The sequence below is a fragment of the Candidatus Roseilinea sp. NK_OTU-006 genome, assembly GCF_012931985.1.
GTDB lineage: Bacteria > Chloroflexota > Anaerolineae > J036 > Brachytrichaceae > JAAFGM01.
Genome location: NZ_JAAFGM010000008.1, coordinates 47,528 through 68,504, shown reverse-complemented (window position 1 = coordinate 68,504; position 20,977 = coordinate 47,528). Strand labels below are relative to the sequence as shown.

Annotated in this window: 15 protein-coding genes and 1 tRNA gene; 6 read left to right on the top strand and 10 right to left on the bottom strand. The window is 64.2% G+C overall.

Annotated elements, in window-relative coordinates:
* Window positions 1-41: 41 nt before the first annotated feature.
* Window positions 42-776, top strand: coding sequence for an FHA domain-containing protein (locus tag GXH28_RS06610; protein WP_169238232.1), 735 nt, complete (start codon window positions 42-44; stop codon window positions 774-776).
* Here the strand turns inward: GXH28_RS06610 and GXH28_RS06605 are convergent.
* On the bottom strand, window positions 769-2,418 hold the full coding sequence (locus GXH28_RS06605; protein ID WP_169238231.1) for a ribonuclease J: 1,650 nt from the start codon (window positions 2,416-2,418) through the stop codon (window positions 769-771). The two genes, GXH28_RS06610 and GXH28_RS06605, sit on opposite strands and share 8 nt — an antisense overlap.
* A 219-nt stretch (window positions 2,419-2,637) precedes the next feature.
* Between GXH28_RS06605 and GXH28_RS06600 the strand changes: the two genes are divergently transcribed.
* On the top strand, window positions 2,638-3,702 hold the full coding sequence (locus GXH28_RS06600) for a homoserine dehydrogenase (RefSeq protein ID WP_169238230.1): 1,065 nt from the start codon (window positions 2,638-2,640) through the stop codon (window positions 3,700-3,702).
* Window positions 3,703-3,713: 11 nt separating this feature from the next.
* Here GXH28_RS06600 and recN read toward each other — a convergent pair whose 3' ends face one another.
* Both recN and GXH28_RS06590 read right to left on the bottom strand, forming a co-directional pair.
* Entirely contained in the window at window positions 3,714-5,414 is a 1,701-nt protein-coding gene (gene recN, locus GXH28_RS06595) for a DNA repair protein RecN (protein ID WP_169238229.1), read from the bottom strand.
* Between the two features lie 28 nt (window positions 5,415-5,442).
* The gene (locus GXH28_RS06590; RefSeq protein ID WP_169238228.1) at window positions 5,443-6,756 is read right to left on the bottom strand and encodes an aspartate aminotransferase family protein; all 1,314 of its coding nucleotides are present in this window, start codon (window positions 6,754-6,756) and stop codon (window positions 5,443-5,445) included.
* Window positions 6,757-6,966: 210 nt separating this feature from the next.
* Here GXH28_RS06590 and GXH28_RS06585 point away from each other — a divergent pair, with 210 nt between their 5' ends.
* Together GXH28_RS06585 and efp are read left to right on the top strand one after the other, a co-directional pair.
* Window positions 6,967-8,241, top strand: a complete 1,275-nt coding sequence (locus GXH28_RS06585; protein WP_169238227.1) for a CdaR family protein — start codon at window positions 6,967-6,969, stop codon at window positions 8,239-8,241.
* A 187-nt stretch (window positions 8,242-8,428) separates the two neighbouring features.
* Window positions 8,429-8,995, top strand: a complete 567-nt coding sequence (efp, locus tag GXH28_RS06580; RefSeq protein WP_169238226.1) for an elongation factor P — start codon at window positions 8,429-8,431, stop codon at window positions 8,993-8,995.
* Between the two features lie 89 nt (window positions 8,996-9,084).
* On the opposite strand, the gene GXH28_RS06575 is transcribed toward efp, so the two are convergent.
* From GXH28_RS06575 to GXH28_RS06550, 6 genes are all read right to left on the bottom strand, one after another.
* Complete coding sequence (locus tag GXH28_RS06575; RefSeq protein WP_169238225.1) at window positions 9,085-10,029, bottom strand: type I phosphomannose isomerase catalytic subunit; 945 nt, start codon at window positions 10,027-10,029, stop codon at window positions 9,085-9,087.
* 4 nt (window positions 10,030-10,033) lie between these two features.
* Window positions 10,034-11,539 carry an alpha-amylase family glycosyl hydrolase gene (locus tag GXH28_RS06570; protein WP_169238224.1) on the bottom strand — a complete coding sequence of 502 codons (1,506 nt, stop codon included), beginning with the start codon at window positions 11,537-11,539 and terminating at the stop codon, window positions 10,034-10,036.
* Window positions 11,540-11,672: 133 nt separating this feature from the next.
* Window positions 11,673-12,773 (bottom strand): methyltransferase domain-containing protein, encoded by a 1,101-nt coding sequence (locus tag GXH28_RS16260; RefSeq protein WP_169238223.1) that lies wholly within the window; start codon window positions 12,771-12,773, stop codon window positions 11,673-11,675.
* 12 nt (window positions 12,774-12,785) lie between these two features.
* On the bottom strand, window positions 12,786-13,976 hold the full coding sequence (locus GXH28_RS06560; RefSeq protein ID WP_169238222.1) for an SH3 domain-containing protein: 1,191 nt from the start codon (window positions 13,974-13,976) through the stop codon (window positions 12,786-12,788).
* Window positions 13,977-14,210: 234 nt separating this feature from the next.
* Window positions 14,211-14,283 (bottom strand) — tRNA-Gly (locus GXH28_RS06555).
* An 84-nt stretch (window positions 14,284-14,367) separates the two neighbouring features.
* Complete coding sequence (locus tag GXH28_RS06550; RefSeq protein ID WP_169238221.1) at window positions 14,368-16,848, bottom strand: penicillin acylase family protein; 2,481 nt, start codon at window positions 16,846-16,848, stop codon at window positions 14,368-14,370.
* A gap of 172 nt (window positions 16,849-17,020) precedes the next feature.
* On the opposite strand from GXH28_RS06550, the gene GXH28_RS06545 reads away from it, so the two are divergent.
* On the top strand, window positions 17,021-18,553 hold the full coding sequence (locus GXH28_RS06545; protein WP_169238220.1) for a class I adenylate-forming enzyme family protein: 1,533 nt from the start codon (window positions 17,021-17,023) through the stop codon (window positions 18,551-18,553).
* 32 nt (window positions 18,554-18,585) lie between these two features.
* Entirely contained in the window at window positions 18,586-20,274 is a 1,689-nt protein-coding gene (locus GXH28_RS06540; RefSeq protein ID WP_169238219.1) for a glutamine--tRNA ligase/YqeY domain fusion protein, read from the top strand.
* A 223-nt stretch (window positions 20,275-20,497) separates the two neighbouring features.
* Here GXH28_RS06540 and GXH28_RS06535 read toward each other — a convergent pair whose 3' ends face one another.
* Window positions 20,498-20,881, bottom strand: a complete 384-nt coding sequence (locus GXH28_RS06535; protein WP_169238218.1) for a RidA family protein — start codon at window positions 20,879-20,881, stop codon at window positions 20,498-20,500.
* Window positions 20,882-20,977: the final 96 nt, after the last annotated feature.

Here is a 20,977-nt window from a genome sequence, read left to right as displayed (position 1 = left end):
GCCCAACACAAACTGAGAACGCACGTAGAATTGAGGGGCGTATGAGCGTGTCGTCAAGCCACGTCCCATCGCTGCGAGTAGCGCTGCTGCAATCGAATAGACGCTCTCATGAACGCTATGGCCTGCGCGCGCCTGTCGTGCGCATCGGTCGTGGCGTGCTTGGCCCACATGACATCCAACTTCCCCTCGATGACCTGCGCGCTTCGCGCGAACACGCCCGCCTGGTGTTTGAGGATGGCGCGTGGTTCTTGGAGGATTGCAGCCGTAACGGCACGATGGTGAACGGCCGGTTGCTGCGCAAGGAAAGAGCCAGGTTGTCGAGCGGCGACACCATCCGGATAGGCGATTCGTTCGACGTCGTGTTTTGCTATCTGAGCGACACTATGCAGGCAGAGGATGGGGCTGATGTCGCGCTGCGCACTGCGCCGTCAGCCCAACCGGCCGAGTCGCCCGCCGTGCGGGTCGGCTTGTGGATCAGTCCCAGCGCGACGGTGTGGCGCGATGGCAAGCGGCTGCCGGCCTTCCTCTCGCACACCGAGTACCGCTTGATGAAATATCTCATGCAACACGCCAACGACGTGTGCGATTACGACACGGTGATTCAAGCCGTGTGGGGGGGCCAGCGCCACAGAGACAGCTTACACGAGCTGATCTATCGCGTGCGCCGAAAGATCGAGCCGGACCCAGCCCGGCCGCGTTACCTGATCATCCGCAGCGGCCTCGGCGTGGTTCTCTTCCCGCAAGGGGTGAGCGCGGAACAGGATGCGTTCAAGTGACGATGGCGACGATCATCGGCCGGCGCTTGGTCTCGCTGTAGATCAGCCGGTTGAGCGCATCGATCGCCCGTTCACGGATCGCGCCTGTGCTCGTCGCGCCGGTGATGTCGCACAGCGCATCGGCCACAGCCTGGGACATGCTTTGCAAAAGCGGCGCGGAGTCTTTCATGTAGATGAAGCCGCGGGTGATGATCTCCGGCTTCTCGGCCAGCCGACCTTCTGCGTTGCGCCGAATCACGGCGATGACGAAGCCGTCGCGCGCCAGCACCTCCCGATCGCGAATGACCGCTCGGCCGATGTCGCCCACGCCGCTGCCATCCACGAACACATAGCCGCCCGGCACGCGATCCAGTTGCCGCGCCTCGCCGTTGTTAAACTCGATCGGCGTGCCGTTCTCGACAACGAAGGTGCGATCGGGTGAGATGCCCAACTCGTGCGCCAGGCGCGCATGCGCCTTCAACATGCGCAATTCGCCGTGGACCGGGATGAAATACTTGGGGCGGATCAAGCTCATCAACAGCTTCTGCTCTTCCTGGCTGGCATGGCCGGAGACGTGCACCTTGGCGACCGGATCGTAGAGCACCTCGGCGCCCTTTTGAAACAAGCGGTTGATGATGCGGTGAATATATTCCTCATTGCCGGGGATGGGGTGCGCCGACATGACGATCGTATCGCCGGGCATGACGTTGAGGACCGGATGTTTGCCCGCCGCCATTCGACCGAGCACCGCGCCCGGTTCGCCTTGTGTGCCGGTGGCTATGATGGCGACCCGGTCGGGCTTCATCTTGTTGGCTTCCTCCAGCCGGATCAACATGCCGTCGGGGATCTCCAAATAGCCCATCTTCTGGGCCATTTTGACGTTCTCAATCATGCTGGTGCCGGCCAGGGCGAGCTTGCGACCGTAGATGTCGCACACGTTCACCACCTGTTGCACGCGCGAGACCAGCGAGGCAAAGGTGGCTACAATGACCCGCCCTTTCGCGTCGCTGAAAATATGCTCGAACGTCGGCTCGATGGCGCGCTCGCTGGGCGTGGTGCCGGCAATCTCGGCGTTGGTGCTGTCCGCAAACAGCGCGAGCACATTGCGTCCGGCGAACTCGGCCAGTTTGGCGAAGTTCGATGGCTTGCCGTCCACCGGCGTATGGTCGAACTTGAAGTCGCCGCTGTGCACCACCAATCCCGCCGGCGTGGTGATGCCCACTCCCACGTTGTCGGGGATGCTATGACACATGCGGAAGAATTCCACCTTGAACGGCCCAAGGGTGATTTCGCTATTGGCGGCGATGGTGTGAATCTTCGTCTGGCTGAGCAATTTGGCATCCTTCAGCTTGACTTCGAGCAGACCGCGCGTGAGCGGCATGGTGTAGATCGGCACGCCGGGAAAGTCGCGGACGACGTGAGTGATTGCGCCGGTGTGATCCTCGTGACCATGTGTGATGATGAGCGCGCGCACTCGCTCGCGTTTCTCCTTTAGAAAACCGTAGTCCGGAATCACGGCGTCTACGCCGAGCATATCGGACTCGGGGAACATGATGCCGGCGTCTATGAGCAGGATGTCCTCGCCGTACTCGAACATCATCATGTTCTTACCCACTTCGCCGAGCCCGCCGATGGGGATCCACTTCAGAGGTTTAGCTGACATAGTTTGATGAAAATGGTGAACGCGGCGCGCATGACCTGTGAGCTTGCGGCGCGCCGTCAGCGCTCAGGGGCGTTGAGGAGGGATGCGCTCGCGCAAGAGGAAATGGCTGCAGGCGCATCACCGCGCCATACGAACAGGCGCTCATGCGTGGTGATGACGATTGGGGGCAGACATCGTTCTCTGGTCGTCGCCCTTCTATTATACTCGCGCTGGTGTGCGATGAGTGACCTGTATCCCCAACCCGTCTTCTTGCTGGGTTTCGGCGGCGTGGGGCGCGCGCTGGCTCGGCAAATCCTCGCCGCGCGTGCTCGCCACGCGCAGCGCAACCGGCTGCGCTTTGTGATCGTCGGTGTCGCCGATAGCGCTTCGTCCATCGTGGCACCATCCGGCTTGTCCGATGCGGCGATCCACGATCTGCTCGAACGCAAAGGCCGCGGCGAACGCCTCGCCGACGACGCGCCGCCGCCGCCCCCGGACTCGCTCCCCGCACATACCATCGTGGTGGATACGACGGCGACCGCCGCCACCGTGCCCTGGCTGATGCAGGCGAAGGCGCGTGGCATGGGCGTGGTGTTGGCGAACAAGCTCCCGCTGGCCGGCGACTTGAGCTGGTGGGATGCCATCGCCGACGCGCGCGCACGTTGGGAGACGACCTGCGGCGCTGCATTGCCCGTCATCAGCACGCTGAACACGCTCCTCGACAGCGGCGACGACATCCTGCGCATTGAAGGCGCACTCAGCGGCACGCTGGGCTTCCTTTCGTCTCAATTGGAGGCCGGCGTGCCGTTCGGTCAGGCTGTGCGCGACGCAAAGGCGAAGGGCTACACCGAACCCGATCCGCGCCAAGACCTGGGCGGCCTGGATGCTGCGCGCAAGGCGCTCATCCTGGCTCGCATGTTGGGCTACCGCTTAGAAATGCGGGATGTCGCCGTCGAGTCGCTGTATCCGCCGGAGATGGACGCCTTGAGCGTCGATGAATTCTTGCGCGAGGCCGATGCGCTCGACGCGCCGATGAAGCGACGCGCCGCCGAGCTGACCGCCGGCGGCCGCAAGCTCCGCTATGCTGCTGAGATCGCCGACGGCAAACTGCGCGTTGGGCTGGTGGGCGCTGCGCCGGAGAGCAAGCTGGGCAGCATCCGCAGCAGCGACAGCCTCGTCGTCTTTCACACGCGCTACTTCAGCGACAATCCCCTGGCCGTGAGCGGTCGCGGCGCAGGTCAGGAAGTGACGGCGAGCGGCGTCCTGGGCGACCTGGTGGGTTTGTCGCGCGCGATGCGCCCTTAAGAGGTGAACCGTCACACTGCTGTGGCCGTCGCTTTGCAATGCTCGGCCTCGTCGAGCAATTGCGCGGCGCCGGCTGCACCGGCTTGGCCCGTCGTGCCCAGCATCTGGGCCAGCTCCTCCAGGCGCGCTTTGCGATCGAGTGGGCGCACCGCCGTCATCGTGCGCCCGTGGCGCTGAATTTTCTCGACTTTGAAGTGGGCGTCCCCGAAGCTGGCCAGTTGGGGCAAGTGGGTGATGCAGATCACCTGATGGGCGCGCGCCAGTCGCCACAGCTTTTGTCCGACGACCGTGCCGATGCGCCCGCCGATGCCCTGGTCAATCTCGTCGAAGATCAGCGTTGGCGTGTGGTCGGCCAACGAGAGAGTCGCCTTCAGCGCCAACATCAGGCGCGCCATTTCGCCCCCCGAGGCGATCTTCGCCAGCGGCTTCAACCCTTCGCCCGCGTTCGGCGCCATCATGAACTCGACATGGTCGGCGCCGGTGGCGTCCGGCTCCTGCGGCGTGATCTGCACAGCGAAACGCGCGCTCCCCATGCGCAGGTCTTGCAGCTCCGCCTCGACGCCCTGGGCGAGGCGCGCTGCCGCCGCTTGTCGCGCGCCGGAGAGTTCGCTGCTGATCTCGGCGATTTCCCGCGTCAGTTGTTGAGCCTGCTGTTGTAAAGCCTCGATGTGTGCTGCGCTGTGCTCGATCTGGTCCAGTTCGGCCTCGGCTTGCTCGGCGAAGGCGATCACCGCCTCGACCGTCTCGCCATACTTGCGCTTGAGCTTTTTGATCAGCTCGAGCCGGTCTTCGACCTTTTGCAGCCGCTGCGGGTTGAACTCGATCGCGTCGCGATAGTCGCGCAGCGTGCGTGCGACTTCGGCGATGATGGCGTTTGCTTCGGCAAGTGATTGATGGTATTCCTCGAACCGGCTGTCGAAGCGCGTCAGGTTGGCGATGGCGCGCATGGCCTGGGCGATCAAGTCGAGCGCGGCCGGCGCGCCGCGCGCGGACTCGTAGAGGGCCGCGTGCGCTTCGTCGGCATAGGCGGCCAGCGCTTCGGCATTGGCTAAGCGGGTGTGCTCTTCCAGCAGCGCGGCTTCTTCACCGGGTTTAAGGCGGGCGGCGCGAATTTCTTCGATTTGGAACTTGAGCATGTCCACGCGTCGGGCGCGCTCGCGCTCGCCGTGTTGCAGCTCATCCAGCCGACGGCGCACGGCGCGCAACTCGCCCACTTTGGCCGCGACGCGCTGGCGCTGCGCCCACAAACCGGCGTAGCGGTCGAGCAAGTTCACATGTTCTTTCACCCGTAGCAGCGAAAGGTGCTCGCTTTGGCCGTGCACGTCCACCAGCAGTTCGCCCAGCGCGCGCAGCGTGTGTTGGCTCACCGCCCGTCCATTCACCCGGGCGAGCGATCGGCCGTTGGCGCGCACCTCACGGGCCAGCGTCAGTTGGCCGGGTTCGTCACATTCGATGCCGTGTTCGGCCAGCGCCGCTTCCACCTGCGCGCGCGCTGCGCCGTAACACAAGAAGACGCCCTCGACCCAAGCCGCCGGCGCGCCGGCGCGCACCATGTTCGCCTCGGCGCGGTCGCCCAACAGCAGCGCGATGCAATCCACGATGATGGACTTGCCGGCGCCGGTCTCGCCGGTGAGCACGTTCAGCCCCGGCGCGAACTCGATGTCGAGCGCCTCGATGATCGCGAAATCGCGCACGCGCAGTTCCGTCAGCATCCGACCATCAACCGTCTCTCGGATTCGATCATGTGACCTGGTCGAGCGCGGCAGCGAAGATTTGCAACGCCTCCTCGATTTGCTGTTCGTTTACCACCAGCGGCGGGATCCAGCGAATCACGTTTTCATACGAGCCGCACGTCAACAGCAGCAGGTTGTGATCGGCGCAATGCTTCACGATCCGCTGCGTGATGGACTTGTCCGGTTCGCCGGTGCGGGCGTCCACGAACTCAGTAGCGACCATGCATCCGAGGCCGCGCACATCGCCGAGGATCGAGAAGTCTTTCTGCAACGCGCGCAGGCCGCGCATCAACTGATCGCCGCGCGCCTGGCTGTTCTCGGGCAGCTTCTCGGCCTTCATCACGCGAATGGTTTCGACGGCGGCAGCAGCCGATATCGGGTTGGGTCCATAGGTGCCGCCGTGCGAACCAGGCGACCATCGGGCCATGATCTCGCGGCGCGCCGCGACGCAGCTCAGCGGCATGCCCGATGCCAGCCCCTTGGCCATGACGAGGATATCGGGCACCACGCCGAAGTGCTCCAGTGCGAAAAACTTGCCGGTGCGCCCGAAGCCGGTCTGCACCTCGTCGAAGACGAGCAGGATGCCGTGTTCATCGCAAATTTGCCGCAGCGCGCGCAAGAACGACGCCGGCGGCACCACATAGCCGCCCTCGCCCAGGACCGGCTCGACGACAATGGCCGCGGTTTCCTGCGGCGCGGTTTGCGTCTTCAGCAAGAAGCGCACCGCATCGGGCGCGTAGCCGCAACATGCGCCGTCGTCCGGGCAGCCGGCGCTCAGGGTCGCGCGCTGCGCCGCGCTCATGGCGCGCTTCGCGACCGGGCAGTGATAGCAGTGTGCGTAGGGCGCAGCGAAGATGCCGGCAGGCAGCGGCTGATACTTGAGTCGGTAGCTGGTCTTGCTCATCGTCATGGCCATCGTCAGGTGCGTGCGGCCGTGGAAGGAGCCTTCGAAGACGATGATGTTCGTGCGGCCGGTGGTTTGTTTAGCCAGCTTGACCGCGGCTTCAACCGCCTCGGCGCCGCTATTGCTGAAGAAGAAGGTATCTATCGGCGGCGGGCAGATGCTCGCCAGCTCGTCGGTCAGCTCGAGCACTGTGTCGCTGATGCCGATGCCGATTTGGCCATGCAGGAGCTTGGCAGCCTGTTCCTGGATCGCCCGCACGATGCGCGGATGGGCATGGCCGGTGTTGGTCACGCCAATGCCGCAGGTAAAGTCCATATAGCGCCGGCCGCTCTTGTCATACAGATAGATGCCCTCGCCATGGTCAATGTGGATATCGAAGGCGCGCGCCCAGACGGGGGAGAGGTTTTCTTTCGCCATGGTGCTTGAAAATGTATGCGTGCTCAGGGATCTCGCAGCGATTAGGCATTGTCGCCCCAGAACGGATATTCTATCCGTCTTTCGGCATTTCCCTGGCGTGGCCTGTGGCTTGGGAGCGTTGGGGAGCGGCGCGTTCGTATCACAACCGGTGGGCGCCCGCCGGCGAGACGGCCTCTCGCTGCATTCGGCCTGCCTATAATTCCTCTTGTGATGGCGCGCTGGTTGACGAACAACGTCAGTCTGATGATCCTGGCGGTGTTGTTGGCCGTATTCGTGTGGGGAGCGAGTTCCTTACAACAAGACCCGATTGTGGAGAACACGCTCGTCGCGCCAGTGGTCATCGTCTCTCCGCCGGCGGCCGGTCAGACTGTCTCCGCCAGCACGCTGCCGACGAACGTGATAGCGCGCATACGCGCGCCCCAGAGCACGTTCGAAGCGCTGGGCGCCAACGGTGTGCAAGTGCCGGTGGATCTCTCGCTGCTCGGTGTCGGCCAACATGTCGTCAAACTCGAGCCGACGATCAGGGCGGCGCCCGCGATGTTGTTGTCCTACCGACCGCTCACCGCCAGCATCACCATCGAACAGATCACCGAGGTCCGCGTCCCCATTCGCGTCGTCGTAGAGGGCACACCGGCGATTGGTTACCAGGCGCAGTTGCCTAGCGTCGAACCGACTCAGGCCATCGTCACCGGCGCGCAACAACTCGTCTCGCGCGTAGCCAGCGTGGATGCCGTGATCAATGTGGAAGGCGCGCGCTCCTCGGTGCAGCAGAACGTCCTGCTGATTGCGCGTGACCAAGATAACAACCTTGTGCCGAATGTCGGCATCACCCCCAGCATCGCCGCCGTCCGTGTGCCGATGGAACAGCTCAGCAACTTTAAGGACCTCGCCGTGCGCGTGCGGCCCACCGGCCAACCGGCGGAAGGCTATGCGATCACCAGCATTTCGGCTTCGCCACAGGTGGTGACCGTTTTCGGGCCGCGCGACGCCATCCAGCAACTGCCCGGCTTCATAGACACGCTGGAGGTCTCGGTCGCCGGCGCGACACAGGACGTGGAGCAGCGCGTCGGGTTGAACTTGCCGCCGAACGTCTCGCCCATTGCCGATAATATGACCGTGCTCGTACGGGTGCGGATCGAGCCGCAGCAAGGCGCATTAACCGTGTCACGTCGGCCGGTCGTCATCGGCATCACAGAAACGCTGAGTGTGAAAGTGTCGCCTCTGGCAGTGGACATCGTATTGGCCGGGCCACAACCCACGCTGAATAAACTCACCCGAGATTCGGTGCGGGTCGAGGTAGACGCCACCGGCCTGGGCGTCGGCGTGCATCAACTCACGCCTAAAGTCATTGTGCCTGAGGGCGTCGCTGTGCAGAGCGTGATCCCCACCACGGTGCAGATCGAGGTGACCGAGGCCACTACCGGCGATGCTCGGCCGCCGGATGGCCCGACTGCGCAAACATACGCCTCACAAAGGACCAGTTGACCGACCGGATCCGCAATCGCTGCGCCAACCCAGTGTCGTCGGCGACGACATCGGCCTTGTTGGGGTGGGCGTGATCTGGGCTATCGGCTTCGTTCCATGTAGAATAATCCGCGCGCGTGCCGACCCGCACGCGCAACGACATCATTTTGCTCGCCTGGCATCATTACTGTGAATTTGCAGGTAAATCATGGCAACGACATCTGACCTTCGCAGGGGAATGCTCATCCGCTACAACGGCGACGTGTGGCGCGTCCTGGAGTATCAACACATCGCGCCTGGCAACTGGCGCGCCATGGTGCGCATGAAGCTGAAGAATATCAACAACGGCAAGGTCATCGAAGACCGCGTGCGCGCCGGCAGCGAGATTGACGTTGTGCAATCGGAAATGCGCCCGGCGCAGTTCCTCTACAAGGACGGCAATACGTATCATTTCATGGATGCCGAGACCTTCGACCAGATCGCGCTGGATGAAGACATGGTGGGCGATGCTGCGCAGTTCATGCGCGAGAACGACACTGTAAGCTTGCTCGTGCTCGACGGCTCGCAAATTGCCGGCGTGGAGCTGCCCACCTTCGTCACCTTGAAGGTGGTGCAGGCCGATGTGGCGGTGCGCGGCGACACCGCGACGAACGTGCTGAAGAACGTCACGCTGGAAACCGGCGCTGTGATTCAGGCGCCCAGCTTCGTCAAAGAGGGCGACTCGCTCAAGATAGATACGCGCACGGGCGAGTACATCGAACGGGTCAAAGAGTAAACCTGAAAACGCGTCGCGTTGCTGTTAGGTCGCCGTTTAGGTACGACCGGCGCTTACAGTCGGGTTGCCACGCCTGATGTAATCGCGCCCTACGCTGCGCTGGCTTTCAGCACGCGCGCTGGCGTGAGCGGACGCACCTGATATAGCCGGTTGGCCGCCGGCACGATGACGCTCTCGAAGCGGTCGAGCGTCATATCGCCCGTCTCGCTTTCGACGACGACGCGGCCGGCGATTACGGTGAGCGCATGGAAGCTCTGCCCTCGCGTGTCGAGCGCGAGCGTCTCAACCCTGGACGTGAGCAAGTCGAGCGTGAAGTATGGGCATGCGACGAGCTGTTGCGCATCGGTATCCAGCATCGGTCGCAGAGGGTGCACCTGGCCGGTGGCGCTGGGATCGGTCACAGCCAACGATTGCGCGATATGCAACGCGCGGCCGGCGCTGGCCGGCCGGTTCCAGTCCCACACGCGGTAGGTGATGTCGGACGCTTGCTGCACTTCGTAGATCAGCAGCCCCGGCCCTAACGAATGCAATGTGCCGGCAGGCATGAAGATGGTGTCGCCTGCGCGCACAGCGTAGCGCTGAACCAACTCGAGCACGCGGCCGTCGCGAATCGCTTGTTGGAGCGCCTCGGGCTTGACCCCGGGTTTCACGCCGGCGATCAACTGGGCTGTGGGGGCGGCTTCCAAGACGTGCCAGGCCTCGGTCTTGCCAAAGTGCCCCGGCCCTTCCAGTGCGATGGCCTGCGCATCGTTGGGGTGCACTTGGATCGAAAGCCAGTCGTGGCAATCGAGCAGCTTGATGAGCAGGGGAAAGCGTTTGCCGGTGTGGGCGACGACGGCTTCGCCGAGCAGCGCAGCGCCCAGCTCGGCGGTCAGCTCGGCCAACGTGCGCCCGGCGTAACGCTCAGCGGCGATCCGGTTGTGCTCGTGCACGATCCACGCCTCGCCAATGGGCTGGTCGGCGTCAGGCTGCAGTCGCCGGCCGCCCCACACGCGCGGGTGATATTCGGGGATGAGTTGAATCAGCTCGACCAAGCCCTCACTGCCAGCTTATCACAAATGCGCCCCACGCCCCAAGCTCCAGCGCATCCAGCGGTTGCGGCTCGCCCAGCAGAAACCGCGCCGGCGCGCCGATGGGCGCGGGCGACGCCGCAGCATCGAGCATAGCCCTCTGCCGCTGTCCACCGAAGTTGAAAATCATCGCGATCACCTCGTCGCCGGCCCAGCGCCAAAGGCCCATACAGGTGGGGCAATGGGGCACAGCGTCCATCATGCGGAAGTTGGCGTCGCGCAAGGCCGCATGTTCGTTGCGCAGCCGGATCAAGGCGCGGTAATAGTTCAGCAGCGAATCGGGATCACCGTCCTGCTCTTCGACCGAGACGCCGTCGTGAGGACGGTTGTTGCGGTTGTCCGGTCTGAACCAGGTGGTCATGCCTGGGCCGGCCTCGCTGGCGTACCAGTCCATCGGCTCGCGGCGAAACTCGTCGTAGATCGGCCCCGGCCCTTTCACGCCGCGCATGCCGATCTCCTCGCCGTAGTAGATGATCGGAATGCCCGGTGTGAGGATGGAGACAGCCGCAGCCAGCCGCATACGCGCCGGATCACCCTGGACGGATGATGCAATGCGGTTGGTGTCGTGATTGGAGGCGAAGCGCACGATCTGGGCGCCGCGCGGATACAATTGGAGCATCGCGCGATAGGCCGGCTGCAACAGCAACGGATCTACTGCGCCGTTCAGCACGCCTTTGCCCACCGCATTCTCGCCGCCTGACAAACGCAGATACCACGGGAAGTCGAAGAGCGCGTCGAACCCTTCGTCGAAGTAGCGTTGCAGCGTGGACGGCTCGCCGTCCCACACCTCGCCCAACAATACGGCGTCCGGATGTTTCGCCTTCACCGCTTTGCGCAAATCTTCCCAGAACCAGCGTTCGACCCCACGGGCATAATCGGCGCGCAGGCCGTCCACGCCTAAATCGAGCCAAAACTCCGCTGCGCCGATCAGGTAGGCGTTCACCTCGCGATTGCTGTGATTCCACTCCGGCAAGTCGGCGACGCCGTAGAACGAATCGTACGAGAGATTGTTGGCGTCCTTGAACAGAAACCATCGGGTGTAGGGCGATCGGGGGTTGCCGTAAGCATCCTGAAAGAACGGATGACCCTTCGAGGCGTGGTTGGCGACGAAGTCCACGATCAGATGCATGCCGCGTCGCTTGATCTCGCCGACCAGCGCTTTGAAATCGTCGAGCGTGCCGAACTGGGGGTTGACCGCCCTGTAGTCGGTAACGTCGTAGCCGTGATAGGTGCGTGAGGGATAGTGCGGGTTCAACCAGATCGTGTTGACGCCCAGCGACTGGATGTAGTCGAGCTTTTGCTGCAGTCCCCGCAGATCGCCAACGCCATCGCCATCGGCATCGTAGAAGCTGCGCACGAAGACCTGATACAGCGTCGCGTCGTTAAACCAAGCCGGCGATGCAATCACCGGCCGGCGATCGGGGGTGGGCGTCGGCCGAGCCGCGCGGGGCGTGGCGGTCGGCGCGTCGGTCACCCGCGGTGTGAGCGTCGCTGCAGGCGCGGGCGCCGTCGGTGACGCAACAGGGACGGCGGGCGGCGCCGCGCAGGCACATAGCGCCGTTGTGCACAGCACAAAAGCAATCCGGATTCGTCCTCCGGGTCTCATGTCATGCTCTCCTCAACGCAAAGATGGCTGGTCGCAGCCCGCCCAAGTTTACGCGGAACGTCAAATCGCGCAGCCACGGCGATGGCGTTTGCGCGAGCGCGCTTTCCATTAAGCGCACTTCGGCCGTGATGAAAACGCAGCGCGCTCCGGGTTTGGCCACGCGCGCGGCCTCGCGCAGCAGCGCTGGGTAGAGCGCCATGTTGTCATCGTGCGATCCGACGCGATGGCCGAAAGGAAGATCGGCGGTGATTGCATCCACGCTGGCGTCCGGCAAAGGCAAGCAGCGCATATCCCATTCGCGCAATTCGAACGGATGGCGCTCGCCTTTCGCGCCCGCTTGGTAAGCCGCGATGTTTGCCTGCGCGCAAGTCAGGGCGTGCGGGTCGGTATCGCAGCCGATCAGCCGACGCGCCGGGCCGGCCGCCGCGCGCTCGATCAGCAATGTGCCCGAGCCGCATCCCAAGTTGAGATAGACGTCGTCCGGCGTCGGCCGGGTTAACCACGCCATCGCATGCGCAACGGTTGCTTGCAGCGAGCCGGGGATGTTGCAGACGCGCCAGGCGCGCGTGGCCAGCGGCTTGGGCGAGAGGCGCACAAGCACGTCCCAGCCGGACGCCGATCGGCTGCTGGCTGTGGCCTCTTGGGGGGCCTCGCCGCCTTGAGCGTCAGGAAAGGGGCCGCGGCTGGGCCGGATGCGAATTAACAGGTCGCCTTCCTCGTGCGCCTCGCGCAGGCCGGTGTGCTGTGCGATGGCCGACTTCAGGCGAGTCATCACTGTCGAGCCGGCGCCGGCTGCGCCGAGCATGAAGGTGCGGTATGCGCCGTGTGGCGCCAGGCCAAGCGCGGCGTCCACCTGCGTAAACAGGGCGCGCAGATGTTGATCGCCAAGCAGCGCCTTGGGTCGCGCTACCGCGTAGCGCCGCAGCAGGTATACCGACAGCGCCATGTGCAGGCCGAGCAACGGGCGCAGAGCGCGCGCAGAGAACTGGATCACCCGCGGCTGCACCACATGCGCGTGGCGCACGCCGAGCGCTGCAAGCTCCTGGCTGACGAACGGCTCTAGCCCGGCGATGACGTCGGCCTCGCAGCAGTGTGGCCCCACGACGTCACTGTATCACGCCGCTCGGTGGCGTATCGCCGACTTGCGCGCCGCGCGCCGTCGCGCCCCACGAGCCGGTGACTGGTCTTCCGGCGCAACGCGCACGGGCAGGCCGGCGTAGAACTGGCGCAAGGTGGGCAGATAGGGGCTGATTTCATAGCCTTGCCACCGATTGTGGTCGCTGGCTTGGAATATGGCGCCGCCGATGATCGGCGACGGATACGACTTGCCGTCCACCACCAGCGGCGCGCTTTGTAGCCGGATGTATTTGTCGCACCAGTCGCGGAACTTCTCCTGGCTATAGGCGTGCGCCCTAAAGCCGCCCACGCTGCTTTGGTCGAGACCGCACTCGGAGCAGTAAATGGCGCGCACGGTGGGATCGAAGCCGCAGCGGGTGAAGAGGAATTCCCAACGCCGCTCGAACCATTTCCACTCGTCCGGTTGATTGATGTGCTGCGGGTGGGGCGAATAGAGATGCATGTCGAAGGCAATCAAGCCGTTGTTGTAGGCCGGGGCGTAGAGTTCGCGGATAATCTGGCAAGTCTCCGGGTTGGTGAAATCGGGACATCCCATCGAGAAGGTGCCGGCGGCGTAGGTGGCGCCGCTGCCCTGCTTGATGCGTCGCGCCACTTCGAGGTCAATCTGCGCGCGCCGGCGCAGGTCGTTGCCGTCCTGGCCGAGCTGATCCGCCTCGTTCAAGCCGATATAGATCAGATGCTTATCGGTTGCGCCGCCTAGGCCGTTGATGATCTGTTCGACGCTGGGCACCACGCCATGCTCGAAGAACCGACGCACCATGACCACAGCATCGGGATGAGCGCGCTTGAGCTGGCTGGCGCCGGCGAAGTTGTCCATGCACAGAAAGAACTTGCAGCCTCGGCGAGCCTCCTCGAACGCCACTTCGCTGTTGGTCATGGCATGAATGCCGAGCTTGAACGTCGTGTGCGTCGGATGGTCAGGCTCGGGCAGCGGTTCGCTCTCGAACTCCAACCAGGTCGTGGACACGAAGACGCTGACGGGCTGATCGCTCTGGTTCGGGCCGAAGCGCAGGTCTACGCCGCTGACCTGCAACGGCACCGCAGCCCAGCCATCCTTCACCGATAGCACGTCAACGACGGCGCCCTGCGGCAGCAACCCAATCACCGTGCCTTCCAGGCTGGGCTTCAGGCGCACGTTCAGTAGACTGGCAGTGACGGTCGCTTTCATAGTGATCTCCCTGGTTTAACGGCCGGCGTTTCAGCCCGCCGGCATGATACACCCACGCCCGCCAGCCGCAAAATTTGCGCCGCGCGCCCACATCTTCACGCCGAAGGCGGTCGGCCCGCGTTAGTTGGAAATAAACCGCTTGCTCCCGCCGCCGGCTACTCCAAGGGCAGAGGCATAAAACCAACTCCCGCCGTCCGCAACCGGAACAGCGGGAGTTTAAACATCTGCAGCTCAAGCGGGCAACGGGACTCGAACCCGTGATCTTCTGCTTGGAAGGCAGACGCTGTGCCAACTCAGCTATACCCGCTTGGCTTAAATTATACCGCTCGGCGGCCTCGTGATGCTTTCGGCCGACTCGGCGTAAGCAAAGAACGCGGCGACCGGCCGACGTTTAGGGCGTCAACGTCAACGTCTCCCGCGCGTTGCGTTCCACAACCTGGCGCGACCAGGGCAGCGGGAGATTCTCGCCTTTCAACCAGAGCGGGATCATGTCGTCGTAATGGGGATGATAGGCATGGCCGCTCTGGCCGGTGGTGTGAATTCCCAGCGACCGATCCCAGTTGCTCACGTCGTAGATCGCCCGCCAAGAAGGCCCGGAGCGCACGGTGAAGTGCTGTGGGTCGCCGCTGACGGCGTTAACCAATCCCATGCTCCCCGGCGCGGCAAACGGGCCACGGTTGAAGATGCCCTCGATGAGCGCAATGCCGCTCCGACCCAGTGTCTGATTAGCGAACGTGACGCGGTGTAAGTCCCCCCAACGCCAGCGCGCGCGATCGCGTCCTAGCCGCGCTTCCAAAATGCGAACGGCGCGCGCCAGGGCGCGCGCGACAACTTGCTCGCGCGTCTCGCGTTCGGGCGTGGTCACGTCATCCCACCAGGCTGCATCAGGATCGGCCAGGATGTTGCGCAGGGCGATCTGCGCGTGTGTGCCGTCGGCGAGCACATCACCCGCAAGCGATTCACCCACGTCGTCGGCGAATACGGCGCGCGACAGCTCGCGCCAGAACACCTCGAAGACCGCGCAGCCGGTGGACTCGACGTTGCACGCGCGATCCCATTGCGCCATCATAGATCGCGCTTCGGATGGCCCTGCGTCAAGCGCGAGCGTCATGCCCTCGAGCGCCGCCAGCACTTCATCGGCGAATAGCGAATAGGCGTCGAAGTGCATGGCGCGCATGTCTTCCACGCTGAGCTTGTCCTTGGCCAGGATCATCTGCTCGATGCGCTTGGCGCGGTAGCCGTAATCCCAATCGCGGGCGATCCAGTAGGGGTAGTGACGCGCATCCACGATGGCATTGTTCGCGGTGACAATGTAGCCCTCCGAGGGGTTGAAGACCGACGGAAGTTCATCGAAGGGGATGCTGCCGACCCATTCGTGCTCGCCGGTCCAGCCAGGGACGGGCGCGCGGCCATCGCCTTTGCGGCGAACCGGGATGTTGCCCGGCAGTTGGTAGCCGATGTTGCCGTCCACGTCGGCGTAGACGAAGTTCTGCGCCGGCGTGTCCCAATAGCGCAACGCCTGGCGGAATTGCGCCCAGTTCTGAGCGCGGTTGATCAACAACACGGCCTTGAACAATTGCCCCGGCCTCAGGGCAGCCCACTGCAGGGCCAGCAGCTCGCGCCCTTTGAGTTCGTCCAGCACGTCGTTGAGGATGGGGCCGTGGCGCGTTTCGCGCACCCGCAGCACCACCGGCTCGGCCTGACCGGAGACGACGATGCGTTCTTCGCGGATGCGCGCCGGCTCGAACTTGCCCTGGAACTCGAACTCGTCCGGGTTGTCGGGGTTGGGGCGCTCGATGAAGAGGTCTTGCGTATCCGGCTCGGCGTTGGTGACGCCCCAGGCGATACGCGCGTTGTGGCCGAGCACGACCCCCGGCACGCCGGGGAAGGTGACGCCGACCACGTCATATGGGCAGGCATCGTTCACCACGCGGCAGTGCAGCCCGTTGATGTACCAGATCGAGGGCATTTGGATGCCGAGATGCGGATCGTTGGCCAGCAGCGGACGGCCGGTCGTGGTGCGCGCGCCGGCCACTACCCAGTTATTGCTGCCGATGCCAGGGTCGTGTGCTAGGCCGATGGCGCGCTGAACCGCTTTGTGGATGCGATACAGCTCGTCGGCCGCGCTCGATGGGCGTGCGCCGGCGGCGGGGAAAGGCGGCGTCGCGTCTTGTGACGCACCGCGCGCAGATCGGACGATCACCGGCATATCCTCGGGGTAGGACGGGATGACCGCTTCGGCTAAGGCCTCGCCGCCGCGCTCGATCAGCCTCAGGCGCGCTAGTTCCTGATCCATGTTGCCGCCCAGGTTGTAGCTCATCGCCTTCCCCCAAGTGACGGTGTTCACCGGCGTCCACGGCTCCGGCGACCAGCGACGGCCGATCAGGCCCAGCACACTGAATTCGGCGCCAAGCCGATCGGCGTTGGGCAGGATGTAAGCATTCACGCCATCGGCGTAACTCTGGAGCACGCGCCGCACATCTGGATCGAGCATCTGCACTTCTGCCTCGGCGACGCGGTACCAGCCGAGCGTGCGGATGAATTTGTCCTGCTCCAGCGCGCCTGCGCCGAACAGCTCGGCCAAACGGCCCTGGCCGATGCGCCGCCAGAACTCCATCTGAAAGAAGCGATCCTGCGCATGCACGAAGCCTTGCGCGCGGAAGAGGTCGTCGGGCGTATCGGCGTAGATGTGCGGCACACCCCATGCGTCGCGGATCACCTCGACGTTGCTCGTCAGTCCGGGCAAGCGTAGGCTGCCGGAAGTTTGCGGGAAGGGTCGGCGAGTCGTGTAGAAGAAGCTCGCAGCGCCGATCCCACTCGCGATAAGGACGAGGGCGAGCAGCGCCGCGAGCGCTTTACCAAGCAGTTTCATGGTTCTGATGCAGGGAATTCGATTGGCGCTCTAACCGGTGGATACCGGTGAATAATATTGTAAATGCGCGCGCCAGAAGCTGCCCTGTGGCGCTTGGCCCCAGGTCGTGATAGCCGCGCAGGTGTGCAATGGGCCTTTTATCGGCGCCGAATGCAATGGCTAGAATATCGGCATGGACTACCTGACGTTCCCCGACATCCTGCGTCGCGCGGCGTGGCGCACCCCCGACCAAACTTTCGTGCATTGGAGTGATCGCCGGCGGAGCATCACGTATGCCGAAGGAGAGCGCTTGAGCGATCACGTCGCCGGCGGGCTGGCCGATTTAGGCGTGCGTAAGGGCGATCGCGTCGCCATCATTGCCCACAACGGCCTCGACTACGTGCTGGCCATGTTCGGCATCTGGAAGTTGGGCGCGATTTCGGCGCATATCAGCGTGCTCCAGATGAAAAACCTGGCCTGGTTTTTGAATGATGCCGAGCCGCGCGTGGTGATCTACACCGGCGATCTGCACGCGCAAGTGATGGCCGCGCTGCCGGCGGCGCCCGAGATCGAACATGCCGTCTGCTTCGACGGCGCGCGCGAAGGCGCGCATGACTGGGGCGCGCTGCTCGCCGCTCAACACAAGCCGCCGGCCGTCGCCGTCTCCTCGATGGACGCGGCGCACCTGTCTTACACCTCCGGCTCGTCGGGGACGCCTAAGGGCGCGGTGCTGGCCCATGGCTACACCGCGCGCGCCACGCACTGCATCGCCGAGCGCCTGCAACTTTCGCGCCACGATGTCTCGCTGGGGCCGACGTCGCTGGCCAGCTCGTATCACCTGGTGGCGAACCTGTTGCCGGCGATGCACCGCTGCGCCCAGGTCGGCGTGCGCAAGCAATGGCAAGCCGAGGAAGTGCTGCGCGAGATCGCCGAGCGGCGCGTCACCTATCTGGCTGCCAATCCGCTGTTGCTCAGCGACTTGCTGGACGCCATCCGCCGCAGCGGATCGAAGCCGGAAACGCTGCGCTTCGTGCTGTGTGGCGGCGCATCGGCGCCCGTGGCGCTGAAGCGCGCCTATCGCGATGAGCTGGGCGTGCCGCTGATCGAGGCCTACGGCCAATCCGAGCTGGGCGGATTCGTCGCCATGGGTTACCCGCGCCTGGAGGACGACGCGCATATCGGCGCGATCGGCCCAGAGTTGCCCGATCGCGAAGTGCGCATCGCCGACGCGCATGACGCGCCTGTGCCGTGCGGGGAGCCGGGCGAAGTACTGATCCGCGGGGGCGTGATGCTGGGCTATCATAACCTGCCGGAAAAGACCGCCGAGGCGTTGCGCAACGGCTGGCTACATACCGGCGACGTCGGCGTGATGGACGCCGACGGCTATGTGACGCTCCTGGGCCGCGTGAGCGAGCGCATCATAATGAACGGTCAGGCGATCTTCCCCCGCCCGCTGGAGGAGGCGCTGTTGCGTCATCCGGCCGTGCGCTATGCCTGCGTCATCGGTCGTCCGGATCCGCAGGCCGGCCAGGTGCCCAAGGCGATTGTCGAGTGCTTCGCCGGCGCAAACGTGACCGCCGATGCCTTGTTGGCGCACTGTAGCGCGTTGCTCGGCGAGCGCAGCACGCTGCGCGAGGTGGAGATCATCGCCCAGATGCCCATGACGCCCACGGGCAAGATCGCGCGCGCCGAGCTGCAGGCGCGGGAGAATGCGCGCCGAAGTTAACGGCGCGTCAGGCTATACTCCCCGTTTGCACTATGAGCGTCGAGCCGATCACTGCCAAAGCAACATCCGATTTCATCCGCACCGCGGTGCGAGAAGACCTGGCGTCCGGCCGCTTCGCCTACGTGCGCACGCGCTTCCCGCCGGAGCCGAACGGCTATCTGCACATCGGCCATGCGAAGGCGATGGCCGTGGACTTCGAGATCGCCCGCGAATTCGGCGGCGCGTGCAACCTGCGCTTCGACGACACCAATCCGACCAAAGAAGAGCAGGAGTATGTGGATGCCATCATCGAGGATGTGCGCTGGCTGGGTTACCAATGGGATCGTTTGTGCTTCGCCAGCGACTACTTCGAGCAACTGTACGAGTACGCCGTTAAGCTGATCAAGAAGGGCAAGGCATACGTTTGCGACCTTTCGCCGGACGAGATTCGTGAGTACCGTGGCACGCTGACCCAGCCGGGCCGCGAAAGCCCCTGGCGCAACCGGAGCGTGGAAGAGAACCTCGACCTGTTCGCCCGCATGCGCGCCGGCGAGTTCCCCGAAGGCAGCCGCACGCTGCGCGCCAAGATTGACATGGCCTCCGGCAACCTCAACATGCGCGACCCGGTGCTGTATCGCATCATCCATGCCCGCCACTATCGCACGGGGAATCGGTGGTGCATCTACCCGACGTACGACTTCGCCCACGGCCAAAGCGACAGCATCGAAGGCATCACCCACTCGCTGTGCTCGCTGGAGTATGAAGATCATCGCCCGCTCTACGATTGGTTCCTGCGCGAGCTGGAGATCTTCGCGCCACGACAGATCGAGTTCGCCCGGCTGAACCTGAGCTATACCGTGCTGAGCAAGCGCAAGCTGCTGCAGTTGGTGAAGGAGGGCTACGTGCGCGGCTGGGATGACCCGCGCATGCCCACGTTGCGCGGCCTGCGCCGGCGCGGCTACACGCCTTCGGCCATCCGCGACTTCTGCGCCCGCATCGGCGTCGCCAAAGCCGATAGTGTGGTGGATATCGCCATGCTGGAGCACAGCTTGCGCGATGAGCTGAACAAGACCGCCCTGCGCGTGATGGCCGTGCTGCGCCCCCTGCGCGTGGTGATCGAGAACTACCCCGCCGAGCAGACCGAAATGTTGGAGGCGATCAACAATCCTGAGGATCCCTCCGCCGGCACACGGCAAGTGCCTTTTGGTCGCGTGCTCTACATCGAGCAAGATGACTTCATGGAGAACCCGCCGCCAAAGTTCTACCGGCTCGCGCCCGGCCGCGAGGTGCGTCTGCGCTATGGCTACTTCATCAAGTGCGAGGGCGTCGTGAAAGACGCCGCCGGCAACGTGGTGGAGTTGCGCTGCACCTACGACCCGGCGACGCGCGGCGGCAATGCCCCCGACGGGCGCAAGGTGAAGGCGACCATCCACTGGGTGAGCGCGGCCCACGCCCTGCCCATCGAAGCGCGGCTATACGACCATCTGTTCACTCGCCCAGACCCCGATAACATCAACGCCGAAGAAGGCGAAAACTTCTTGTCTTATCTCAATCCGAAGTCGCTGGAAGTGGTGCAGGGCTTCGCCGAACCGAGCGTGGCCGGCTCGCCCGTCGGCAAGCACTATCAGTTCGAGCGGCTCGGTTACTTCGTCGTTGATCCCGACTCGACGCCGGAGCGGCCGGTCTTCAATCGCGCAGTTGGCTTGAAGGATAGTTGGGCGAAGGTGGCGGGGCAAGGGTGATGACGCACTTCTGATTGTTGACCCTCGGGCGAGCGATAAAAGTCTGACGTTTGAAGCGGCTGGCCGACGCCGGCGCAATCCACAACACGCCGAGGCGTTGCGGCGCTGCATGGGACAGCAAGCATCTCGCCGCATTCGTCAGCGCGATGTTCGGCGAGGATATGCAGCGATAGCCCGCGATACGAAGAAGGCGAGCCACGGGCCCGCCTTCACTCGCTGCTTTTCATGCCAACGCGATACACTCGATCTCTACCAGCGCATTCCTCGGCAACCTGGCGACCTCAACCGTCGAGCGGGCGGGGGGATTGTCCGGGAAGTAGGTGGCGTAGACGGCGTTCATCGCGGCAAAGTCGCCCATGTGCTGCAGGAAGACGGTGGTCTTCAGCACGCGGTCGAGACCGGAGCCGGCCGCTTCCAGGACGGCCTTCAGATTGCACAGCGAACGGTGCGTCTGCTCCTCGATGCCCCCCGGCACCAGTTCACCAGTGGCCGGATCAATGGGCACCTGGCCGGAGCAGAACACGAGCCCGCCGGCAACGATGGCTTGCGAATACGGCCCGATGGCCTTGGGCGCAGCGTCGGTGTGGATGACGGTTCGGTTAGACATTGCTGATCAGCAGGTCAGGAGAGTAGGAGATGAGAGATAGGTCAGCGCGGTGGGACAAACACCACCGATGCCACCATGCTGATGATCACGGTGGTA